Consider the following 20,669-nt stretch of genomic DNA (forward strand, 5'->3'; position numbering starts at 1 on the left):
CGCGTGCGCCGAGCACCCCTCGCCGACGGCCGGGTGTCCGGTCCGGCCGGTGGGCCAAGCGGGGCGCGGTGCCGCTCCTGGCATGGGAGATTTCTGCCGCACGCCCGGGCGGCTTCAACTTCCGGGCCGCGTGCGACACCCACGACTACGGTTACGGCCTGATCGGCAACACGTACAAGGGCTACAAGTACCACCTGGACCGCAGCAAGAAGTCGAACACCGACAACGCCTTCTGCACCACGATGAAGACGCACAGCTGCAAGGCGTACAACATCCTGGTCCGCTGGAAGATGGAACGCGCGTCCGCCAGGACGACTACTTCAGCGTGCAGCGGCCCCTGGCGGGTGGTGGGTGCGTTTCCGTGCATATACGCGTGCGCCCCCGCCGGGTGGGCGGGGGCGCGGAAGCGTTATGGGGTGCTGTCGGCCGGGCTTAGTACCAGCCGTTGGCCTGCCAGAAGTCCCAGGCCTTGACGGGGCTGCCGTAGCGGGAGTTCATGTAGTTGAGGCCCCACTTGATCTGGGTGGCCGGGTTGGTCTTCCAGTCGGCGCCGGCGGAGGCCATCTTGGAGGCCGGGAGGGCCTGGACGAGGCCGTAGGCGCCGGAGGAGCTGTTGGTGGCGTGGGGGTTCCAGCCGCTCTCGTGGGAGACGATCTTGCTGAAGGCGTTGAACTGCGCGGCGTCCGGGATCATCTTGTGCGCGATCGCCTGGGCGGAGGAGGCCGAGGCCGGGGCGGCGTGAGCCGGAGCGGCGGTGAGCGCCATCCCGGCGGTGGCGGCGGCCACGGCGGCGGTGGTGAGGGCCTTCTTCGGGGAGGCGATGCGGCGGATGATGGAGACGGTCACGAAGTACCTCTTGCGTCGGGGGCAGGGGATCGCCCGCATGTGGTGGGCCACGTGGTGTGGCCGGCATGCGTGGGCGCCGCGGCCCGCTTCGGGCTCGTGGCGCCTGGCGACGTCATCCAGATAAGCAGGCCCGCCGGGGGCCCGCAATGACCCCCTTTACTAGTGGTGGCCAGATTCATGAGGGACGCGAAGTATGTGGCGTGCGTCTCAATCCGCAGGTCACAGGGGGTACGGGATGGGGTGAATCCGGCAGAAGGTGCTACGGCGTCGGGTCGTAGGTGACGTGCGTCATGTGGGGTCCTTCACCGGCTCGCTCACGACGCGTGCGTGGGTTCGCGCGCTGGGTCAGCGTCCGGGACGGTCGAATGTGACCGCGGTCTCGAACGCGGCACGCAGGGTGGCCCGGCGCAGCGCCAACGCCCGAGCGCGTTCTCTGCCGGACTGTTTCAGCGGCATGACGGCTCTGTGGACTCGGGCCCGCACACCCTTGACTCCCCGCCCGGCTCCATTAGTTTCTTGCGGAACGAAAGTAAGGAGCGCAGGTGTTCATCCTCCCGATACGCCGCATCACCTCCGTACTCGCACCCTGTGTAATCGCGGGGCTCCTCACGCCGGCCGCGGTGGCGACCGCCGAGGACGCCATGCCCGGCACCTACTACGTCGACTGTTCGCGCGCTTCGGCCGGTACCGGCACCAGCGCCTCGCCCCTCAATTCCCTGCCCGCCGTCAACGCCCGCGTCCTCGGCCCCGGCGACCGCGTGCTGTTCCGGCGGGGAACCACCTGCACGGGGCAGCTGTATCTGCACACCTCCGGGACCGCCGGCGCACCGATCACCGTCGGCGCGTACGGCGCCGGCGACGCCAGGCCCCGGATCGACGCACACGGCAACCTCGCCGCCGTATGGCTGAAGAACGCTTCGTACGTCCACGTCACCGACCTGGAACTGAGTGCCCCGGGCGACAACACCACCGCCCGGCGCGGCGTGTGGCTTCAGGCCGTGGACTCGGGTGACCTGAACGGCGTCACACTGGAGCGGCTCGACATCCACGACGTGCGCGGTGTGCTGCCCTCCGCCACCGGCGGCGCGGCGGGCAACGGCAAGTACGCGGGGGCCTCCGGCGGCATCGTCGTAGAAGCCCTCGGCAGCACGACGCCGTCGGCCTTCCACGGGCTGACCATCCGGGACAACACCGTGCGCTCCGTCGACCGGGCCGGGATCTACTTGTGGTCCAACTGGTGCCGCCGCCCCGACCTCGCCACCTTCTGGAACAACTACTGCACCGCCGCCTGGCACCCGCACACCGGGCTGCTCATCGAGAACAACACCCTGTCCGACGTGGGCGGAGACGGGCTGGTCGTCAAGAGCAGCAGTGACGTCCTGGTCCAGCACAACACCCTGGACGGCTTCAACATGCGCGCCGGGTCGGTCAACGCGGGCATGTGGACGGCCAACAGCGACTACGTCACCTTCCAGTACAACCGTTCCTCAGGCGGCAACACCACCCGGGACGGGCAGGGTTACGACGTCGACCACTCCACGAACCACGTGACGTTCCAGTACAACGTCTCCTCCCACAACGACGGCGGGTTCTTCCTGCTGTGCCCCTACGGCGCGGACGTCCCCGGCAACGTGAAGGACTTCACGATCCGCTACAACCTGTCGGTCGACGACCGCGCCCGTACCTTCCAGGTGTGCGGCGGCGGTCTGCGGGGCGGCCGGATCCACAACAACACGATCCAGCTGCCGGAGGTTCCCGCGGGCACCGCGCACCACGTCGTCCTGGAGAGCGCCACCAAGGACGGCGCACTGGACGTGGGATTCCGCAACAACATCGTCAGGACCGGTGGCACGGCCGGAACCGTGGACTGGGTCCTGGACGACTCCTCCTTCGTCGTCGACCACAACCTGTTGTACGGCGTCCCGGCTCCCGCCCGGGCCACCGCGACGCTGAGCACCGCGCCGTTGCTCACGGCCCCCGGGCCCGGCACCGACGACCCCGCCGACTACCGGTTGGGTGCGGGCTCCCCCGCTCGCGGTGCGGGCACCCCGGTCACCGACAACGGCGGCCGGGACTTCTTCGGCAACGCGATCGGCACGCCGCCGGGCATCGGCTTCCACGACCACTGAGACCGTACGGACCGCCGAAACCGCGCTTCTGCCAGGCGGCCGGTGGCTCCCTCCCGTCCCCATCTCGTGGGCCGTTGCCCGCTCTTCCCCGGAAGGACGAGGTCATCTCATGACCAGCACCAGCCAGGAGCACGACGCCGCGCCCGCGCCGCCGTCGGCCCAGCCGGGTGTCAGAGCCGCGTTCACCCGTGTCTGGACGCCCCGGCTCGTCGCCTTCGGCGAGTTCATCGACGGATACGACCTTCTCGTCATGGGCGCCGCGCTGCTGTTCCTCAAGCCGGCCTTCGCACTGACCTCCTTCGAAGTGGGCTGGCTCGGGGCGATCGCCTTCATCGGCACCGCGGTCGGCCTGGTCGTCTTCGGTGATCTGTCCGACCGCTTCGGCCGGAAGGTCATCTTCGTCGTCAACCTGGTCTTCTTCGTGGTGGCCTCGGTGGCCTCCGCGTTCGTCACCGAGGTCTGGCAGCTGATGATCGCCCGCTTCCTCATCGGCGTCGCGGTCGGCATGGACATACCCACCTCGCACGCCTTCCTCGCCGAGATCGCCCCGAAGGCCCGGCGCGGCAGGGTGGCCGGCAGCCTGCCCAACCTGATGTGGCTCGGTGGTGCCATGACCAGCGTCGTCATCGCCCTGGCCCTGCGCCCCCTGACCGGACAGGACACCTGGCGCTGGCTGTTCGGCCTGGCAGCCGTGCCCGCCCTCGGCGTACTGATCGCCCGTCAGTTCCTGCCCGAGTCGCCGCGCTGGCTCAAGGCCCAGGGCCGCCACGAGGACGCTAAGGCAGTGTTCGAGGCCCTCGGTGTCGAGGAGCCCGGCACCGCGGTCGCGCACGGCACACGCAGCTACCGTGACCTGTTCACCAGGCGCGCCGCCATCCGGCTCGCCGCTGTCACGTGCTTCTTCGCCCTCCAGTCCTTCGGCGGCGCGGTCGCCACCGTCGCCGGTCCCCTCGTCATCGAGTCCACCGGCATCGGCACCGGGAACTCCCTGTACTTCTCCCTCGCCGGGTTCGCCGTCGGCTTCGTCGCCGTCGCGCTCGGCGCCACGGTCATCGACCGGATCAACCGCCGCGCCCTCGGCATCCGGGCCTGCCTCGGCGTGTTCGCCGCCGGTGTCGTCCTCGGCCTGTTCGGCGGCCGGAGCTCCGTGGTCCTGCTGATCGCCTACGTCGCCTACTCCTTCCTCACCTGGTTCGGGCCCGGCGTGCTCGCCTGGGTGTGGAGTTCGGAGGCGTTCCCCACGCAGGTGCGCGGCCTCGGTTCGGGCATCGCCCAGGCCGTCACGCGTCTGATGATCGCGCTGAACGTCGTTCTGGTGCCCACCCTCCTCGACCGGTTCGGGCTGCGCACCATCGTCCTGTACGCCTGCTCCTACCTGGTCTGCGCCCTCATCGTGGCGCTCTCCCCGTTCCTCGCCACCAGCGGTCGCGAGCTGGAGGAGATCCACGCGCAGCGGCCCGTGAAAACCTGAGCCGCACACCCGCGTACGGCACCCGAAGAGACAGTGAGGACGCACCACGTGACCGAGCACCCGCGCTCCGGCGCTCCCCGGGACCTGCGGCGGGCCAACACCGCCGCGGCGCTGAGGGCCGTACTGGACGAAGGGCCGATCCCGCGCGCCGACCTCGCCGCGCGGCTCGGCCTGGCACAGGGCACCATCAGCCGGATCGTGGGCCCTGTCGTCGCCGCGGGCGTCCTGCGCGAGCTGCCCGCCCGGAGCGGCGGCGGCGGACGTCCCCGGGTGCCGCTCGATCTCGACCCCGCCGCCCGGCTCACCATCGGCCTGCACATCGGCCGTCAGCGCACCAGTGCCGGACTGGTCGACCTGCGCGGCACCGTACAGGCATGGTCCACGCATGAACGGGGTCCCGCCGCCCCCGCCGACCTGCTCCCGGGCGCCGCCGGCCTGGTGCGCCGGCTGCTGGCCGAGGCGGGCGGCACACCGGTGCTGGGCATCGGCGCGGCTGCCGGAGGCTGGGTCGATCCGGAGCGCGGCACGGTCATCGACAACGAGGCGCTCGGATGGCGGAACGTTCCCCTGGGGACGCTCCTCACCCAGGCCACCGGACTGCCCGTACGCGTCGACTCCGGCGCGCGCGCCCACGCCACCGCCGAGGTCTGGTTCGGCAGCGCCCGTACCGCCGGCTGCTCGGTACACCTGTTCACCGGCAACGTCATCGACGCCGCCGTCGCCATCGGCCGGCGGGTCCATGTGGGCGCCCGGTCCGCCGCCGGGAACGTGGCGCATCTTCCGGTCACGACGCCCCTGGACTCCTCGGCCCCGGACGACCTCCGTGCCGCCTGCGCCTGCGGACGGCGCGGTGTGCTGCAGGCGGTGGCGACCGACCGCGCGGTCCTCGCCTCGGCCGCCCGCCAGGGGCTGCTGCCCGGCGGCACGGAAGGCACCGGTGACGGGCTGGCACGCCTGGCCGCGCTGGCCGAAGCGGGCGACGAGGGCGCCGACGGCCTGCTGCGCGCCCGCGCCCGGCACATCGGCGGCGCCGTCGCCCACCTCGTGGACCTGCTCGACCCCGACCTGGTGGTGCTGTCCGGCGGTGTACTGGCCGTCGCCGCTCACCTGTCGGAGGTACGACGGGCCGCCGCGGCCCGCCTGGGCCCCTCCTGGGACCCCGCGCACGTGCAGCCGACCGCCCTCGGCCCGCACAGCCTGGCCGCCGCCTCGGCCGCGCTGCTGCTGCGCGCCTACTACGACGACCCGCTGTCCTTCGAGGACTTCGGCTGACCGCCGCCCGAGCCGCCGATGCGCCGGGGCCCGTCGTTCCGGTGCCCTCGGCCGCGGCGACGGTGCGTCCCACGCGCCCTGCGGGGTGCGCTGGGTGCCCGGCCGTGGCAGGGCACCACCGCTCCCACACGAAGGCACCGCTCCCACACGAAGGGACCGCTCCCACACGAAGGGACCGCTCGTGACCTCAGAACCGACCGTGACACCGGCCGCCGTGACCGAGGCGGCGTCATCCGCGGTGCCGCCGGCCCCTGCCGCACGGCCTTCCCCGGCCGGGCGCGGCACGTGGAGTGAGCGCGCCACCGGCAGCGAGCGCGTCACCGCGGTCCGGCTGCACACCGTTGCCGTCACCCGGCGCACCACCTGGCTGCTGGCCGAAGTGCGGGGCAGCGACGGCACCACCGGCTGGGGCGAACTGTCCGACCTGCCGGGCGGAGATCCGGCCGCCCCGCTGTCCGAGCTCGCCACCGGGATCACCGGCACGACCTGGGGGCGGGCCGTCACATGGCTGGACACGCACGGGCAGCGCTGGGCCGACGCACCGGCCGGTGCCACGGCCCGCCTCGCCCGGCGCACCGTACTGGGCGGCCTGGCCACCGCGGTCGCGGACGCCGCCGCACGCCGGGCGGCCCTGCCGCTGGGCCACTGGATCCGGCGGGCGGCCGCACCCCCGCCGGCCCCGGCAGGACCACCGGACCGGGCCGCCCCGCCCCCGTCACCCGCATGCGCCGCCCCGCCGGCCGGAGCACCCCGGGTGGCCCTGTACGCCAACATCAACCGGGCCATGACCACCCGCACCCCGCAAGCCGCGGCACGGCTCGCCGCCCGTGCGGTCGCCGCGGGCTTCCGCGCCGTCAAGTGTGCGCCGTTCGACGGCCTGCCGGCGGGTGACCGGCTCGGCGCGGGACTGGAGATCGCGCGTGCCGTCCGCGACGCCGTAGGCACCGAGGTGGATGTCCTGCTCGACGCCCACCATCTGGTGACGGTCGCCGACATGCTCAGCCGGTCCGAGGAGTTCGCGGCGCTGCGACCGGGCTGGCTGGAGGACGCGGCCCCGCTGGACGACGTCACCGGACTGCGGCGCCTGCGGGACGCACTCGGTGTCCCCCTGGCGGGCGGCGAGTTCACCGGGCGGGAACAGCAGGTGCTGCCGGCGCTGCGCGGCGGGGTCCTCGATGTCCTCCTGCCCGACGTCAAGCACGCCGGCGGGCCCCTGCCCGCCCTGCGGCTGGCCCGCCTCGCGCAGCGGTACGGAGCGGACGTCTCCTTCCACAACCCCAGTGGCCCCGTCGCCACGGCCGCCGCCGCCCATCTCACGCTGCTCGCCGGGAGCGCTCTGCCCCTGGAGGTGATGTTCGGCGAGCGGAACGGCCCCGCGGGCTGGGGCACGCCCCCGCACCTCCTCGTGGACGGCGCGTACGTGCTGCCGTCCGGCCCCGGTCTCGGCCTGGCCCCCCTCCCCGCTCCACGGGATCTGTCGGCCGACGGGGGTGTGACGCCGTGACCACCCGCCCCCCGGCCGAGACCGCCCACCGTCCACCGGACACCCCCGGTGACGGGAACGCACCCGGTGCTCCCGGCCCCGGCGGGACGCCGCCCCACCCCCGCGCCTCGTCCGCGGAGCTCGCCGGGGTCTCCGCTGTCGTGCTCGGTGCGGCGGGCGGGATCGGCAGTGCCTGTGCCGTGCGCCTGGCCGCCTGCGGAGCCCAGGTCGTCGCCGTCGACCGGGATACGGCGGTACGCGACCTGCCGGGCGTGGCAGCCGTGGTGGGCGATGCCACCGACCCGTCGCTGCTCGCCCGCGCCTACGACACCTGCGCCGCCCGCCCTGCCGTGCTCGTCCACGCCCTGCTGGCCGAGGCCCGTGCCCCGCTGTCCGAACTCGCCCCGCAGCAGTGGCGTGAGGTCCTGGACCTGGGTCTGGTGTCGGCCTGGCAGTGGGGCGCGGAACTGGTGCGCCGGTGCGCCGGTCCGGCGTCCATCGTCCTCATCGGCTCCGTGCACGCCCACGGAGCCGCCCCCGGCATGGCCCCGTACGCGGTGGCCAAGGCGGGCCTGACCGCGCTGGCGCGCGCGGCGGCGACCGAGTGGGGCCCGGCGGGCGTGCGCTGCAACGTGCTGGAACCCGGATTCGTCGCCGTCGACCGCAACGCGCACCGCTGGCGGGACCCGGCCGAACGCCGGCGCGTCCTCGCCGCCTATCCGCTCGGCCGGCTGTGCGTGCCGGAGGAGATCGCCGAGGTCGCGGCCTTCCTGGCCGGGCCGCGTTCCTCGTACGTCAACGGAGTGGCCGTGCCCGTCGACGGAGGCGCGCTCGCCGTCCTGCCCGAGACCAACATCCCCTGACCCCGTCTGCCCGCCCCTCTCTCCGAAACCGTGACCGTGACCCAGGGAAGGCACCATGACCGATCCGGCCCCCTCCCCCGCCCCCGGCTGGGACCCGCCCGCCGTGGACGCGCCCCGCGGGAAGAACCGTCCCGAGCCGAGCCCCGCCGACGCGGCCCTGCTCCACTCCCTGGCCCGCCAGGGCCTGATCGCGATCCTGCGCGCCCGCCGTCCGGCACCCCTGGTGCCCGTCGTGCTGACCCTGCTGGAGGCAGGAGTGCGCTGTGTGGAGATCACCCTGCCCACGCCCGGCGCGCTGGAGGCACTGCGCGAGCTGACCGGGTACCGGGCCGGCGAACTCCCGCCCGGCACCCTGCTGGGAGTGGGCACGGTCACCGACCCCGGTGACGTGGCCCGGGCTGCCGCCGCCGGTGCCCGTTTCACCGTCGGCCCGGTGTACGAGCCCGCCGTCGTCGACGCCTCCCGAGCGGCCGGGCTGGGCTCGCTGCCCGGCTGCCTCACGCCGACCGAGGCGTTCGCCGCCTGGCGGCGCGGGGCGAGCGCGGTGAAACTCTTCCCCGCCGAGGCGCTCGGTCCCCGGGCGGTACGAGCCCTCACCGCGCCCCTGCCGGACATACCCCTGGTCCCCACCGGCGGCATCGGCCTCGACGCACTGCCCCGGTACCTGGCGGCCGGGGCACTCGCCTGCGGCGTCGGCTCCCCGCTGCTCGGCGACGCTCTCGACGGCGGCCCGCTCACCGAACTGCGCGGCCGGGCCGAGCGGTTCGTCCGCCTCGCGACCCGCGCCACGACCGAGGACGCGGCCGTATGAGCGCCCCGGCCGGAACCCCGCCCACCGGGCCGGCCCGTCTGGTCACCCTCGGCGAGACCATGGCCGCCCTGGTGCCCGACCGGATCGGCCCGCTGCGCCACGCCCGCTCCCTCGCCCTGACCACGGCCGGTTCCGAGTCCACCGTCGCCGTCGGTGTCCGCAGGCTCGGCCACCGCGCCGCATGGGTGGGGCGGGTCGGCGCGGACGAATTCGGCACCCTGGTCACCGGCCGGCTGCGCGCCGAGGACGTCGACGTGCACGCCGTCATCGATCCGGGCGCCCCCACCGGCCTGCTGATCAAGGAGCGGCGCACCGCCGTGCTGCGCCGCGTGCACTACTACCGCGATGCCTCGGCCGGTTCCCGCCTGCGCCCCGCCGACCTGCCCGACGGCCTCGTCGAGACCGCCGGCATCCTGCACGTCACCGGCATCACCCTCGCCCTGTCCGCCGGCGCCGCCGCCACCGTGCACGCGGCCGTCGACCGCGCCGCCGCAAGCGGCACCACGGTCTGCCTCGACGTCAACCACCGCTCCCGCCTGTGGACCACCGGGAAGGCGGCAGCCGCCGTCGGCGCCCTGCTGCCGCGCGTCGGCATACTCTTCGCCTCCCTGGAGGAGGCCGCGATGCTGCTGGGCCACGGCCCCGGCGATCCCCCGCCGCCGGCCGCGGAACTCGCGCGTGCGCTGCGCGACGCGGGCCCCCACACCGTCGTGGTCACCCTGGCCGCCGACGGCGCGGTCGCGGTGTCGGCCGAGGGCACCACGCGGACCGCCGCGCACCCCGTGCCGGAGATCGACCCGGTCGGCGCGGGCGACTCCTTCGTCGCCGGCTATCTCGCCGCCCGCCTGAACGGCCGGGACACCACCGGCTGTCTGGCCCTGGCCACCCGTGTCGCCGCCTGGTCGGTGGCCACCGACGGCGACTGGGAAGGACTGCCCACACTCACCGAACTCGCCCTCGACGAGGCGCCCCCGGGGACTGTGACCCGGTGACACCGGTCGAGGAAGGACACCGGTCGAGGAGGTGACGGCACCTCCTGCGACGGGTGTTGGCGCGTCCGTCCCCCGGCACACGGGCACGCCGGGGCCGGGCCGGTCACCGGCCCCGGCGGCCCGTACGGTTCCTCGTGCGGCAACAGGGCGCCGGGCAGGCCCCGGACGGTGGCCCGGGCTCAGCCGCCGGCCAGTTCGCCCAGCAGCGCGAACGTCCGGCGCTGGTCGGCCTCCCCGCCCAGTTCGGTCGCCATGAACACCACCTCCGTCGCTCCGGCCTCGCGGTAGCGGCGTACTTCGGCGGCGACGGTCTCCTCGTCGCCGATGGCGGCGATGTCGGCGGCCCGGGTGCCGCCGGACAGTTCGATGACCCGCTGGTAGGAAGGGAACCTCTCGTAGAAGGAGAGCGTCTCGGCCGCCGTCTGCCGCACCTTTTCGGCATCGGAGGTGACCACGCCGGGCACGAAGGCCACGATCCGCGGCGCCGGCCGGCCCGCCGCCTCGGCCGCCGCGGTGACGGCGGGGACGATGTGCTCGGCCAGCGCGCGCGGCCCGGCCAGCAGCGGCAGGATGCCGTCCGCGAGGGCGCCGGAGACACGCAGGGCCTGCGGTCCCATGGCGGCCACCAGGACGGGTACCGGCGGTTCGGCGCCCGGCACGGTGGCCGGCAGCGGGGTGGTGGCGGTCAGCAGTTCGCCGTGGAAGTCGGCGCTGCCCGTCTCCAGCAGCGGTCGCAGAGCGGTCAGGAACTCGCGGAGCCGGGCGATGGGACGCTCGTACGGGATGCCGAAACCGGTCTCGGTGAGGTGCTTGGTGCCGAGCGCGAGCCCGAGGCGGTAGCGGCCCCCGGTGGCGGCCTGGGCGGTCTGCGCCTGGCTCGCGACGATCAGCGGATGGCGGCCGAAGACCGGGATCGCCGACGTGCCGACCCGGAGGCCGGGCACCTCACGGCCGACGACCGCGGCCAGCGTCGGGGAATCGTAGGAGAAGGTCTGCCCGAACCAGGCGGACGTCAGCCCGGCTTCGGAGGCTTCCCGGGCGAGCCGCACGGTGGTCTCGATCGAGTGCAGATGAGAGAGCGCTACTCCGATGGTCATGTACGGGCAACCGGCCCACCTGGGACCGGCATTCCGGCCGCGTGTGACAAACTCATGACAGTCGGCTGCCCTGCCGGACTCCGGCACTCCGGTCGTCGCGGTCACGGCCCGCGCACGGTCTACCGCGGCCGGTCCGCCTCGGCCGCCGCCGGGCCGGAGGTCTGTCCGGTCGCCTGTCCGGTCCGCTCCTGGAGGCCGTCGGTGCGCAGGGGCGGGACGGCCGGCACCTCGGCCGCGTTCGCCAGGTCCTCCACGGTCAGCCGGAACGCCTGCGGATAGGCGGCGCGCCGGGTGCGCCGGTCCGGCTCGCTGGTCCGCCAGGTGTACAGGCAACGCGCGCACTGTACGACGTCCCAGACACCGGGGACGGGCGAGGAGTACAGGGTCCCGACGCTCTCGTGGGCGCAGCGGGGGCAGCAGTCGGTCATGGGGATGCCTTCCTTGGTACGAGCCTTGCTTCAAGCCGGGTGGGTGCTCGGACGGGTGTCAGCCGCGGGCTTCGGACAGCAGGCGCTGGAGCCTCGCCGCCCAGTCCTTGGCCTCGGGGAGGTCCTTGGTGGGCGTGGAGAAGTTGCCGCGCGCGTCGGGGTGCACGGGCGTGGTGGCGTCGATGATCATCTTGCTGGTCAGGCCCGCCGGCTGGGCGGCGGGTGCGAGTTCCACCACGGAGAGGTTGGGCAGGACCACGACGTCGTCGGCCGGGTTGACCTTCGACGACATCGCCCACATGACCTGCGGCAGGTCGAAGGGGTCCACGTCCTCGTCGACGACGATGACCGTGGTGATGTAGCCGAGGCCGTGCGGGGTCGTCATGGCGCGCATGGCCACGGCCTTGGCGAATCCGCCGTACCGCTTCCTGGTGGAGATCACGGCCAGCAGCCCGTGCGTGTACATGGCGTTGACGGCCTGGACCTCGGGGAACTCGGCGCGCAGCTGCTTCAGCAGCGGGACACAGGTGTTGGGGCCCACGAGGTAGTCGCACTCGGTCCACGGCATGCCCAGGTAGAGGGACTCGAAGACGGGGTTCGTGCGGTGGGAGATGCGGTCGATGCGGACGACGGGCATCCGGCGGCCACCGGAGTAGTGCCCGGTGAACTCGCCGAACGGGCCCTCGATCTGCCGCTTGCGGCTCTCGATGACGCCTTCGATGACGACCTCGGACCCCCAGGGCACGTCGAAGCCGGTGAGGGGGGCGGTGGCGATCGGGGCGGGCGCGCCGCGCAGGGCGCCGGCCATCTCGTACTCGCTCTGGTCGTATCCCATGGGCATCCCGGCCACGATGGCCATCACCGGGTCGTTGCCGAGGGTGATGGCGATGGGGAGGTCCTCGCCCTTCTCCTCCGCCGTGCGCAGGTGGAGGGCGATGTCGTGCACGGGGACGGGCTGTATCGCGAGCCGGTTCCTGCCGATGACCTGGAGACGGTAGGTCCCGACGTTCTGCTTGCCGAAGTGGCCGGGGTCCTCGGGGTCGCGGGAGACGACGGCCGCCTTGTCGAGGTAGAAGCCGCCGTCGCCGTCGTTGAGGCGGAACAGGGGAAGTACCGAGAACAGGTCGACGTCGTCGCCTTCCTGGGTGTTCTCCCGCCACGGGGCGTCCTCGCGCCGCTCGGGAGCGACGGGGAAGGCGTCCCAGCGCCGGGCGAACTCCGCCACCTGCTCCTTGACCGGGGTGTGCTTGGGCAGACCGAGGGCGAGGGCGTGGTTGGCCCAGGAGCCGTGGACGTTCAGGGCGATACGGGCGTCGGTGAAGCCCTTGACGTTGTCGAACCACAGGGCGGGCGCGCCTTCGCCGATGCGGCCGGCGGCGTTGGCCGCCGCGGCCAGGTCGGGTTCGGGGAGGACTTCCTCGGTGATGCGCAGCAGCTGGCCTTCCTTCTCCAGCGTGCTGAGGAAACCGCGCAGGTCGTCGTATGCCATGGGTGCTCCGTGGGATTCGAAGGGGGGAGGGTGGGACGTCGGGAAGCGGACCGCGGCCGGGCGGGCGTCAGGAAGCAGGCCGCGACTGGCGGGCGGCGCGCATGCCCTCCCACCTCTTGGCGGCGGGGGCGGGCAGGTCGAACTGGTCGAGGACGCGGGTCACGACGTGATCGACGATGTCGTCCACCGACCGCGGGTGGTTGTAGAAGGCGGGCATGGGCGGCACCAGCTGCGCTCCCATCCGGCTGAGCGCGAGCATGTTCTCCAGATGGATCTCGCTCAGCGGTGTCTCGCGGGGGACGAGGACGAGCTTGCGGCGCTCCTTGAGGATCACGTCGGCGGCGCGAGCGACCAGGGTGTCGGCGTAGCCGGCGCGGATCGCGGCCAGGGTCTTCATCGAGCACGGAACGATCACCATGCCGTCGGTACGGAACGACCCGGAGGAAATGGCGGCGCCCTGGTCCTGCGGCTGGTGCACGACGTCGGCCAGGTCACCGACCTCGTTCACGGACAGGCCCGTCTCCAGCTCGATCGTCGTGCGCGCCCACCGGCTGAGGACCAGATGGGTCTCCACGTCCGGCATCTGGGCCAGCACCTGGAGGAACCGGACACCGAACACCGCTCCGGTGGCTCCGGTCATCCCCACGACCAGTCTCATACCGGCCTCCCTTCCCGCGCGCACCGCGCTGATCTGCCCTTACGTCTTCACGCTAGGAGCGCGGTGACGGGGTGCGGCGGTACACTCGGGACTCGCCATGGGGAAAAACGGACAGGTTGCGCGGCGGTCGGTCATCCGGGACCTCGCCTTGCGGCGTACGGCCGGGTCCCCGCCGGGACTGGAGCTGGTCGAGCTGGCGGGACTGGCCGAGCGCGCCCGCCGGCACGGCAACGATCCGTACGCGTCGCTGCGCCCGGCCTTCCACCAGATCGTCACCGTGCGGCCGGGCAGCCGTCTGACGGTCTCGGTGGACTTCACCTGCTACGAGCTGTCCGGCGGTGCCTGGCTGTGGATCCGCCCCGGACAGGTGCAGCGCTGGGGCACGGACCTCCCCCGGGCCCAGGGGCTGGTGATCGCCTTCCCCCCGGGATTCCCCGACACCGAGACGGCCACCGCCTCGGTCGCCGGCCTGGCGACGGCCCGGGCGCCCCTCCAGCCGGACGCCCCGCACGCGGAAGGGCTGCGCCGGGCGCTGGAGCATCTGCGGTACGAGTACCGGGCCATGGCCGAGCTGCCCCTGGAGTCCCATGTGCAGGTGCTGCGGCATCTGCTGGCGGTACTGCTGGTGCGCCTGGCCAGGGGGTACGGGTCAGAGCCCGGCGGGCCGGCCGTGAACGAGACGTTCCGCCGTTTCCACGCGGCCGTGGAGCGTGACTTCGCGGTCACCCGCCGGGTGGAGGACTACGCGGCGGCACTGGGCTACAGCCGCCGCACCCTCACCCGGGCCACGCAAACCGCCACCGGTATGCCGGCCAAACGCTACATCGACGAACGCGTGGTGCTGGAGGCCAAACGGGAACTCGCCCACGGCTCGCTGACCATCACCGCCCTCGCCACGCGTCTCGGCTTCACCGACGCCAGCGACTTCACCACGTTCTTCCGGCAACGCACGGGCACCACGCCAACGGCCTTCCGCGCGACGGCCCGCGGTACATGACCGCACGCCTTCTGAAAGCGGGTCCCGGGTCACTGACGGCAAAGCCACCTAGGCTGCCACCCATGGCCAACGATCTTGGATTCACCTGTACCTGTTGCGGCAGGCATCACGGCGAGCTGCCGATGAACTATTCCGTCGCCGCCCCCTACGTCTGGGACGCGAGTTTCGCCGATGCCCCTGACTGCCTCCTCTCAGCCGATCAGTGCGTCGTCAAGGCGCAGCACTACTTCGTCAAGGGCTTGATCGAAATACCGGTCACAGGCAGCGACGAGGTGTTCTCATGGGGCGTCTGGGTCTCTCTCAGCCGTGAGAACTTCTCCCGCGCGGCCGACCTGTGGGACACGCCGGGACGCGAGGCGGAGAAGCCGTACTTCGGCTGGCTCACCACCGACCTGCCGCTCTACTCCCCCAGCACCCTCGACCTGAAGACCCGCGTCCACACCCGCCCGGTCGGCGAGCGTCCCCTCGTGGAGCTCGAACCCACGGACCATCCGCTCGCTGTCGAACAGCGCGCGGGCATCACCATGGACCGTGTGCACGAGATCGCCGAAGCGCTGTCGCACGACGTCGGCGGTGAATCCGGGTGATGACGATGTCCGCATCACCGGGACGCCGGCACGCGCCGGCTGGGCCGACCGCACGCTTGGAGACCGTGCCGTAGCGAGCCGGGCTTCCTCGTCCTCACGCCGGCAGGTCACCACATCCGATGCCGTTGTTCATGTCGTGGACGCGGGCCTCAGGCGCATCGCGCGCGGGCCTTCTCCGGGGGTGTTGACACAGCGGTGGTCGCCGGGGGCCCGGTCGAGCTGGAGGCCGAGGCACGCGCCGAGGGCGAGCTGGCCGTAGTGGTTGGGGTGCAGGGACTCCTGGCGCTGTCCCTGGCCGGCACCGGTGGTCACGAAGCGGACCCATTCGCTGGTGCGCCCCGAGGGCCGCTGGCCGGGTCCGGCCTGGACGGTGGCGGTGGAACAGACCTCCCGGCCGTCGAAGGCGCGCGACAGGTCGAGAAATTCGGCGCCGGACGCACGGGCGGCGGAGGCGAGGGTGGCGCTGATGTCGGGGACGAGTTGGTCGTGGGCCCAGGTGAGGTCCTTGTCGAAGAAAGGGCAGCCGCCCTCGGTCAGGCGGTCGTACTTCTCGCCGGGATAGCGCACCCGTGCGCCGTCGGGCAGTGGTGAGGGGTAGGACTGCAGGATCAGGCGGTAGCTGCCCGCCGGGTGGCCCGCCCGGTCCATGGCGGTGGTGACGTCGGCGAGCGCGTTGACGGCCGCGGTGCGCATCGTGGGCAGCCGGCCCTTGACCTCCGGTGCCTGGGTGGGGGCGCAGGGCGTCGCGCCGAAGGGACTGAGGAAGGCCTTGGCGCAGGAGACGATGACGTCCTCGAAGCCGAGGTCGTTGCCGCCGATGGAGACGACGACCGCCCGTACCGGGTGACCGGTGACGGCTTTCTGGAGTTGCTGGGCCTGGGACGGCTCGGACTTGAAGGGGCTGCCGCCGTGTCCCGGCAGCAGGATCGCGGTCGAGGTGGCCCCCGAGCAGGCGAGGTTGAGCCGACGGGCCCCGGCCGGAACGGGCGCGGAGTTGACCTCGGCGCTGTCGGAGCGGTTGCACCCGTTGTCGTAGGACGCGCCGTACACCCGGTGCTCGTCCGTCACGCCGGTGGCGGGGTCGAAGGCCCGGTCGGTGCCGGAGTAGCCGCTGTCGCTGTCATTGCTGTTGCCCGACCAGCGGCCCGCCTCGCCGGAGATGAAGCTGTCGCCCAACGACACCACCCACGGTGTCTCCGCCGGCTCGCTCTGTGCGTGCGCGCCACCGCCCTGCATGAGGCCGGCCCCGCAGAGGGCGGCCACAGCGGCGGTCGCGACCGCGAGGCGCCGTCGGCCTCGTACCCGAGAATTTCGCATGCCGTCCTGAATTGCCGCGGGCGGCCCGGGATATGTGCCGTCGGCCGTGAAGTCCCTCCGACGAGTCAGGTGAACGCGGCAGGTTGACGCCGACAGGCACTGGGCCGGGGCTCTTCATGACTGGAGATAGCGCAGCACCGCGAGGATGCGCCGGTTGTAGCCGGTGGTGTGGCTCAGGTCGAGTTTGTCGAAGACGGCGTTGAGGTTCTTCTCCACCGCGCTGACGGAGATGTGCAGCTTCTCCGCGATGGCCGTGTTGGTGTATCCCTGTGCCAGTGCCTCCAGCACGCTGCGCTCGCGCGGCGTGAGCCGGGCGAGCGGATCGGCGTGCGTGGTGCGGACGAGCAACTGCCGTACGACCTCGGGGTCGATCACGGCTCCGCCCGAGTGCACGCGTTCCAGGGCGTCCAGGAACTCCTCCACTTGGGCCACTCGGTCCTTCAGCAGGTAGCCGACCCGCTCGGCGTTGGACGCCAGCAGCTGGACCGCGTAGGTGCGTTCGATGTGCTGTGACAGCACCAGCACGCCGGTCTCCGGCCGGCGCTCGCGGATCTCCACCGCGGCGCGCAGTCCCTCGACCGTGTGAGTGGGGGGCATCCGGATGTCGACGACGACGATGTCCGGCCGGAGTTCGTCGACCTGCTCCGGCAACGTCACCGCGTCGCCCAGAGCCGCGACGACCTCGTGGCCTTCGTCGGCGAGCAGGCGTACCAGCCCCTCCCGCAGCAGGGCGGAGTCCTCGGCCAGGATCACGCGCATGGCAGCTCCGCGGTGACGATGGTGGGTCCCCCGAGGGGGCTTTCGACGTCCAGGACACCGTCGAGTGCGTCGACCCGGCCGCGCAGTCCGCTCAGCCCGCTGCCGGCGGGGTCCGCGCCGCCCTTGCCGTCGTCCTCGATCCGCAGGACGAGCCGCTCGCCGTGGACCGCGGCCCGCACCTCGACGGCGGTGGCACAGGAGTGCTTGGCAGCATTGGTGACGGCCTCGGACACCACGAAGTACGCGGCCGTCTCCACCGGCCGGGACAAGGGTGTGTCGACCTCGTACCGGATGCGCAGCGGGATGCCGCACCGTTCGGCCACGCCGCCCAGCGCCTCCCGCAGGCCCAGGCTGTCCAGCGCCGAGGGGTAGGCCCGCCAGGCCACTTCGCGTAGTTCGGTGAGCACGCCCTGGGACTCCTCGTGCGCCTGCAGCAGCAGCGCGTCGGTGCGTTCGGGGTCACGGCTGCGCCGGGCCCGCCCCAGCAGCATGGCGAGCGCGACCAGGCGTTGCTGGACGCCGTCGTGCAGATCGCGTTCGATCCGCCGTCGCTCGGCGTCCACCGCCCGCACCACCGCGGCCCGGCTGGCGGCGAGTTCGTCGATGCGCCGCTGGAGCAGTTCCCGCTCGGAGGGGCCGAAGCACTCGACGGCGGAGCGGGCGTCGAGGGCGGCCAGTGAGCGCAGTCCCTGGAGATCGAGGAAGAGCAGGACGCCGCCCAGCCCCGCCTGCGTCAGCAGTTCCTCCCAGCCGAGGCTGCCCCGCCAGACGCCGTCGGCCAGCAGTCCGGCGAGTACGGTGCCGAAGCCGAGCAGCGCGATGACGACCGCGCACAGCAGTCCGGTGTAGCAGCGGACGGCGAGGTAGCGCAGGATCTTCTGGTCGGACGCCGTGTAGTGCTCGGGGAAGCGGTCCGCGAAGAACAGTGTGCGGCGGCCGCGTTCGAGCGCCGTCAGGGTGCGCGCACCGGTCATGAGGAGGCCGAGGGCGTCCGCCCGGGTGCGCGGCCACAGCAGGAAGGGGCCGAGGGCGGCACCGGCGACGAGGAAGTACAGGGAAGCGGGCAGCGCGGTCAGGCAGCCGAGCAGGATGCCCGTGCCGCGGCGCCACCGGGACGGTGTCGGGACGGCGCTCGTCCCGGCACTGGGACCCGGGGTGCCGAGGGCTCCCGCAAGGCCGCGGGACGCGGCGCCTCTCAGGTCCTGGTGCACGGGCCCCGAGCCTAGTGCGGCCGGACGGCCCGGGACAAGATCGCCCAGGTCTGTCGGCAGGGACACGACGGAGTCCTCTCGGAGCGGGCCGGGGCGCGTCAGACGCGGCGGTGCCGGGCCTTGCGGCGGCCCTTGAGCCGTACGGCCAGGTACGTGGCGAGGGCGGCGGCCACCAGGGCCACAACGACCTTGCTCAGGATGCCGATGGAGGTCTCCACCACGCCCCACTGGTCGCCGAGCCAGTAACCGGCCAGGATCAGGACGCTGTTCCAGATCAGGCTGCCGAGCGTGGTGAGCATGATGAAGAGGGGCATCCGCATCCGTTCCAGGCCGGCGGGCACCGAGATCAGGCTGCGGAAGATCGGCACCATTCTGCCGAGGAGGACCGCCTTGGTGCCGTGCCTGGCGAACCACGCCTCGGTGCGCTCCAGGTCCGAGGTCTTCACCAGCGGCAGCCTCGCCCACAGCGCGAACATCCGTTCCCGGCCGAAGAGCATGCCGATCCAGTACAGGGCGACCGCGCCGGCCACCGAGCCGAACGTCGTCCAGAACAGTGCCGCCCCGAGGCTGAGCACGCCCTGGCCCGCGGCGAAACCGGTCAGGGGCAGGATCACCTCACTCGGCAGCGGCGGGAAGAGGTTCTCCAGGGCGATGGCCAGACCGGCGCCGGGGCCGCCCATCTTGTCCACGAGGTCGGCGGCCCATCCCGCGATCCCGTCCGCGGGCTGCGTGGACAAGGCCAGGGTCAGATGAGGCATGGTCGGTCTCCAAGGTGGCGGTCGCGGGGGCGGGTTGTCTCCCCGACGGCTCCCAACCTAGGAATCACGGTTCAGCCGCGGTATGGGGGTTGCCATCGGACCACATGCCGTTCTCCATAGGGCCTGCCCTGTGGTTTTCCGCAGGGCAGGCCCTACGACGCGGCCGCGCGGTTCCGTGTCTTGCTGCTGTGCGCGCTGCCGCACCGGGACCTCCCCGGCCGACGCGCACTGCGGCGGACGGTACCGACCCGGCCGGCCCGGCCCCCCCCTGTCACCAGTCCAGCGGCACGGTGGCGAGGTACCGGTCGAGCAGGCCGGAGATGATCTCGTGGTCCCGGAGTGAGGGGTGCCAGTCGCACCCGAGCCGGTCCAGGCGGGGGTCGTCGTAGTACCAGTAGCCCACCCGGTCGTCCCCGCGCGCGTTGCGGTCCCGGACGATGCCCTGGGCGGTGTCGGCGAAGGCGGAGCCGGACACCGCGGTGGCGCTGACCACCAGGAACGTACGGCTGCCGTAGCGGGCCCGCAGCTTGTCGAGGAAGCCGTGGTAGGCACTGGTGTAGGCGGCGATCAGCTCGCTCTGCGTGGCCCACGGCTCGCCCGGGTGGAGCGGGGTCGAGAAGTCGTTGATGCCGAGGCCGATGACGACGACCTGCGGCCGCCAGCCGCGTGGCCGGTGCCAGACGTCGCCGGCGACGTTCAGCAGGGCCCGGTCGTAGTAGGTGCGGTAATCGGTGCCGGGGTCGCCGCCGTTGTAGTTGCGGACCATGCCGCGGCCGGAGAAGGCGTTCTGCTGGTAGTCGGCGCCGAGCTTCCGGGCGGTGAGGGCGCCGAAGGCGAGGCCCGCGTCGCTGTTCCGGTCGACTCCGCCGTTGGCCGAGCAGTCACGCGTGTCCGAGGCGTTGCCGTACCCGGCGGTGTAGGAGTCGCCGATGAACTCGATCTGCCTGCCGCGCGCCGCGGGGGCGGCGAGGATCTTTCCTCCCCGGGCGGCGACGAACCCGCCGAAGCGGCCGACGGCCCACGGGCACTCCGTCCGCTTGACGAGGTGCACGGTGTGCTCGGTGTCGGCGAGGCCCGTGACCCAGGACGTGGAGCGCCCGGGAGTCACCAGGGTGCTCACGGTCGTCCCGTCGATCCGGACGTCGTAGTCGTTGGCGGAGTCGTCGAGCACGATCCCGACGTCCCTGCCGCGGAACCGGCCTTCGAAGACGATGCCGGGCCAGCTGTACCGCACCCAGCCGTCGGCCGCCTCCTTGACCCGGCCCACCGTCCGGAACCCGGCGAAGGCGGGGGACGGCGGGTGGCGGTGGGCGCCGGACGCCTGGGAGGGGGTGGCCGCCGCGGTGGTGACGCCCGCGGTGACGCTCGCGGCGGCGGCCGTCAGCAGTGCCCGCCGGGAGAGATGGGGAGCGGTACGCATGAGCGGTCCTTCCGGTCGTCGGGAGATCTGCGCGTGCGACGAGTACGAGAGCGCTCCCATGATGGCGGTGCCGGTGCGGCG

Annotated in this window: 20 protein-coding genes; 9 read left to right on the plus strand and 11 right to left on the minus strand. The window is 72.7% G+C overall.

From position 1 onward, the window contains the following. Window positions 1-181 precede the first annotated feature (181 nt). Entirely contained in the window at window positions 182-367 is a 186-nt protein-coding gene (locus Srubr_RS10205; protein ID WP_203854962.1) for a hypothetical protein, read from the minus strand. Window positions 368-432: 65 nt separating this feature from the next. After that, window positions 433-846 (minus strand): lytic transglycosylase domain-containing protein, encoded by a 414-nt coding sequence (locus Srubr_RS10210; RefSeq protein WP_203854963.1) that lies wholly within the window; start codon window positions 844-846, stop codon window positions 433-435. A gap of 542 nt (window positions 847-1,388) precedes the next feature. Between Srubr_RS10210 and Srubr_RS10215 the strand changes: the two genes are divergently transcribed. From Srubr_RS10215 to Srubr_RS10245, 7 genes are all read left to right on the plus strand, one after another. After that, complete coding sequence (locus Srubr_RS10215; protein WP_189999637.1) at window positions 1,389-2,975, plus strand: right-handed parallel beta-helix repeat-containing protein; 1,587 nt, start codon at window positions 1,389-1,391, stop codon at window positions 2,973-2,975. A 109-nt stretch (window positions 2,976-3,084) separates the two neighbouring features. Beyond that, the gene (locus tag Srubr_RS10220) at window positions 3,085-4,446 is read left to right on the plus strand and encodes an MFS transporter (RefSeq protein WP_189999636.1); all 1,362 of its coding nucleotides are present in this window, start codon (window positions 3,085-3,087) and stop codon (window positions 4,444-4,446) included. A 48-nt stretch (window positions 4,447-4,494) separates the two neighbouring features. Beyond that, complete coding sequence (locus tag Srubr_RS10225) at window positions 4,495-5,718, plus strand: ROK family transcriptional regulator (protein ID WP_189999635.1); 1,224 nt, start codon at window positions 4,495-4,497, stop codon at window positions 5,716-5,718. A 181-nt stretch (window positions 5,719-5,899) separates the two neighbouring features. Further along, a complete protein-coding gene (locus Srubr_RS10230; protein WP_189999634.1) occupies window positions 5,900-7,222 on the plus strand; it encodes an enolase C-terminal domain-like protein in 1,323 nt (440 codons plus the stop codon). Beyond that, window positions 7,219-8,064: an SDR family NAD(P)-dependent oxidoreductase gene (locus Srubr_RS10235; protein WP_203854964.1), complete on the plus strand. Its 846-nt coding sequence runs from the start codon at window positions 7,219-7,221 to the stop codon at window positions 8,062-8,064. The genes Srubr_RS10230 and Srubr_RS10235 overlap by 4 nt, the downstream gene beginning before the upstream one ends. Before the next feature lie 55 nt (window positions 8,065-8,119). Beyond that, window positions 8,120-8,875 (plus strand): bifunctional 4-hydroxy-2-oxoglutarate aldolase/2-dehydro-3-deoxy-phosphogluconate aldolase, encoded by a 756-nt coding sequence (locus Srubr_RS10240; protein ID WP_189999633.1) that lies wholly within the window; start codon window positions 8,120-8,122, stop codon window positions 8,873-8,875. Then, a complete protein-coding gene (locus Srubr_RS10245; protein ID WP_189999632.1) occupies window positions 8,872-9,867 on the plus strand; it encodes a sugar kinase in 996 nt (331 codons plus the stop codon). The genes Srubr_RS10240 and Srubr_RS10245 overlap by 4 nt, the downstream gene beginning before the upstream one ends. Before the next feature lie 179 nt (window positions 9,868-10,046). Here Srubr_RS10245 and Srubr_RS10250 read toward each other — a convergent pair whose 3' ends face one another. The 4 genes from Srubr_RS10250 to Srubr_RS10265 all read right to left on the minus strand — a co-directional run bounded on the left by Srubr_RS10250 (window position 10,047) and on the right by Srubr_RS10265 (window position 13,539). Next, window positions 10,047-10,964, minus strand: coding sequence for a TIGR03564 family F420-dependent LLM class oxidoreductase (locus Srubr_RS10250; protein ID WP_189999631.1), 918 nt, complete (start codon window positions 10,962-10,964; stop codon window positions 10,047-10,049). Window positions 10,965-11,083: 119 nt separating this feature from the next. After that, the gene (locus Srubr_RS10255) at window positions 11,084-11,392 is read right to left on the minus strand and encodes a non-oxidative hydroxyarylic acid decarboxylases subunit D (RefSeq protein ID WP_189999630.1); all 309 of its coding nucleotides are present in this window, start codon (window positions 11,390-11,392) and stop codon (window positions 11,084-11,086) included. A gap of 58 nt (window positions 11,393-11,450) precedes the next feature. Continuing rightward, complete coding sequence (locus tag Srubr_RS10260; RefSeq protein WP_189999629.1) at window positions 11,451-12,881, minus strand: non-oxidative hydroxyarylic acid decarboxylases subunit C; 1,431 nt, start codon at window positions 12,879-12,881, stop codon at window positions 11,451-11,453. A 67-nt stretch (window positions 12,882-12,948) separates the two neighbouring features. Continuing rightward, a complete protein-coding gene (locus Srubr_RS10265; protein WP_189999628.1) occupies window positions 12,949-13,539 on the minus strand; it encodes a non-oxidative hydroxyarylic acid decarboxylases subunit B in 591 nt (196 codons plus the stop codon). A gap of 97 nt (window positions 13,540-13,636) precedes the next feature. Between Srubr_RS10265 and Srubr_RS10270 the strand changes: the two genes are divergently transcribed. Continuing rightward, complete coding sequence (locus Srubr_RS10270; RefSeq protein ID WP_189999627.1) at window positions 13,637-14,536, plus strand: helix-turn-helix domain-containing protein; 900 nt, start codon at window positions 13,637-13,639, stop codon at window positions 14,534-14,536. Between the two features lie 122 nt (window positions 14,537-14,658). Continuing rightward, window positions 14,659-15,123: a DUF2199 domain-containing protein gene (locus Srubr_RS10275; protein ID WP_229927001.1), complete on the plus strand. Its 465-nt coding sequence runs from the start codon at window positions 14,659-14,661 to the stop codon at window positions 15,121-15,123. A gap of 129 nt (window positions 15,124-15,252) precedes the next feature. Here the strand turns inward: Srubr_RS10275 and Srubr_RS10280 are convergent, their stop codons facing one another. From Srubr_RS10280 to Srubr_RS10300, 5 genes are all read right to left on the minus strand, one after another. Continuing rightward, window positions 15,253-16,440 (minus strand): SGNH/GDSL hydrolase family protein, encoded by a 1,188-nt coding sequence (locus tag Srubr_RS10280; RefSeq protein ID WP_229926999.1) that lies wholly within the window; start codon window positions 16,438-16,440, stop codon window positions 15,253-15,255. Window positions 16,441-16,554: 114 nt separating this feature from the next. After that, complete coding sequence (locus Srubr_RS10285; protein ID WP_189999625.1) at window positions 16,555-17,199, minus strand: response regulator; 645 nt, start codon at window positions 17,197-17,199, stop codon at window positions 16,555-16,557. Continuing rightward, window positions 17,190-18,410, minus strand: coding sequence for a sensor histidine kinase (locus Srubr_RS10290; RefSeq protein ID WP_373313654.1), 1,221 nt, complete (start codon window positions 18,408-18,410; stop codon window positions 17,190-17,192). Before Srubr_RS10290 ends, Srubr_RS10285 begins: the two co-directional genes overlap by 10 nt. 98 nt (window positions 18,411-18,508) lie before the next feature. Next, window positions 18,509-19,168, minus strand: coding sequence for a DedA family protein (locus tag Srubr_RS10295; RefSeq protein WP_189999624.1), 660 nt, complete (start codon window positions 19,166-19,168; stop codon window positions 18,509-18,511). 271 nt (window positions 19,169-19,439) lie between these two features. Then, window positions 19,440-20,588, minus strand: coding sequence for an SGNH/GDSL hydrolase family protein (locus tag Srubr_RS10300; protein ID WP_189999623.1), 1,149 nt, complete (start codon window positions 20,586-20,588; stop codon window positions 19,440-19,442). Between the last annotated feature and the right edge of the window lie 81 nt (window positions 20,589-20,669).

The sequence above is a fragment of the Streptomyces rubradiris genome (assembly GCF_016860525.1).
GTDB lineage: Bacteria > Actinomycetota > Actinomycetes > Streptomycetales > Streptomycetaceae > Streptomyces > Streptomyces rubradiris.

What these genes read in the sequence shown, in the direction of transcription:
- Srubr_RS10205 (WP_203854962.1), bottom strand. Translation starts at nt 367, where the DNA reads ATGCACGGAAACGCACCCACCACCCGCCAGGGGCCGCTGCACGCTGAA.
- Srubr_RS10220 (WP_189999636.1), top strand. Translation starts at nt 3,085, where the DNA reads ATGACCAGCACCAGCCAGGAGCACGACGCCGCGCCCGCGCCGCCGTCG.
- Srubr_RS10240 (WP_189999633.1), top strand. Translation starts at nt 8,120, where the DNA reads ATGACCGATCCGGCCCCCTCCCCCGCCCCCGGCTGGGACCCGCCCGCC.
- Srubr_RS10245 (WP_189999632.1), top strand. Translation starts at nt 8,872, where the DNA reads ATGAGCGCCCCGGCCGGAACCCCGCCCACCGGGCCGGCCCGTCTGGTC.
- Srubr_RS10250 (WP_189999631.1), bottom strand. Translation starts at nt 10,964, where the DNA reads ATGACCATCGGAGTAGCGCTCTCTCATCTGCACTCGATCGAGACCACC.
- Srubr_RS10255 (WP_189999630.1), bottom strand. Translation starts at nt 11,392, where the DNA reads ATGACCGACTGCTGCCCCCGCTGCGCCCACGAGAGCGTCGGGACCCTG.
- Srubr_RS10260 (WP_189999629.1), bottom strand. Translation starts at nt 12,881, where the DNA reads ATGGCATACGACGACCTGCGCGGTTTCCTCAGCACGCTGGAGAAGGAA.
- Srubr_RS10265 (WP_189999628.1), bottom strand. Translation starts at nt 13,539, where the DNA reads ATGAGACTGGTCGTGGGGATGACCGGAGCCACCGGAGCGGTGTTCGGT.
- Srubr_RS10270 (WP_189999627.1), top strand. Translation starts at nt 13,637, where the DNA reads ATGGGGAAAAACGGACAGGTTGCGCGGCGGTCGGTCATCCGGGACCTC.
- Srubr_RS10275 (WP_229927001.1), top strand. Translation starts at nt 14,659, where the DNA reads ATGAACTATTCCGTCGCCGCCCCCTACGTCTGGGACGCGAGTTTCGCC.
- Srubr_RS10280 (WP_229926999.1), bottom strand. Translation starts at nt 16,440, where the DNA reads ATGCGAAATTCTCGGGTACGAGGCCGACGGCGCCTCGCGGTCGCGACC.
- Srubr_RS10285 (WP_189999625.1), bottom strand. Translation starts at nt 17,199, where the DNA reads ATGCGCGTGATCCTGGCCGAGGACTCCGCCCTGCTGCGGGAGGGGCTG.
- Srubr_RS10295 (WP_189999624.1), bottom strand. Translation starts at nt 19,168, where the DNA reads ATGCCTCATCTGACCCTGGCCTTGTCCACGCAGCCCGCGGACGGGATC.
- Srubr_RS10300 (WP_189999623.1), bottom strand. Translation starts at nt 20,588, where the DNA reads ATGCGTACCGCTCCCCATCTCTCCCGGCGGGCACTGCTGACGGCCGCC.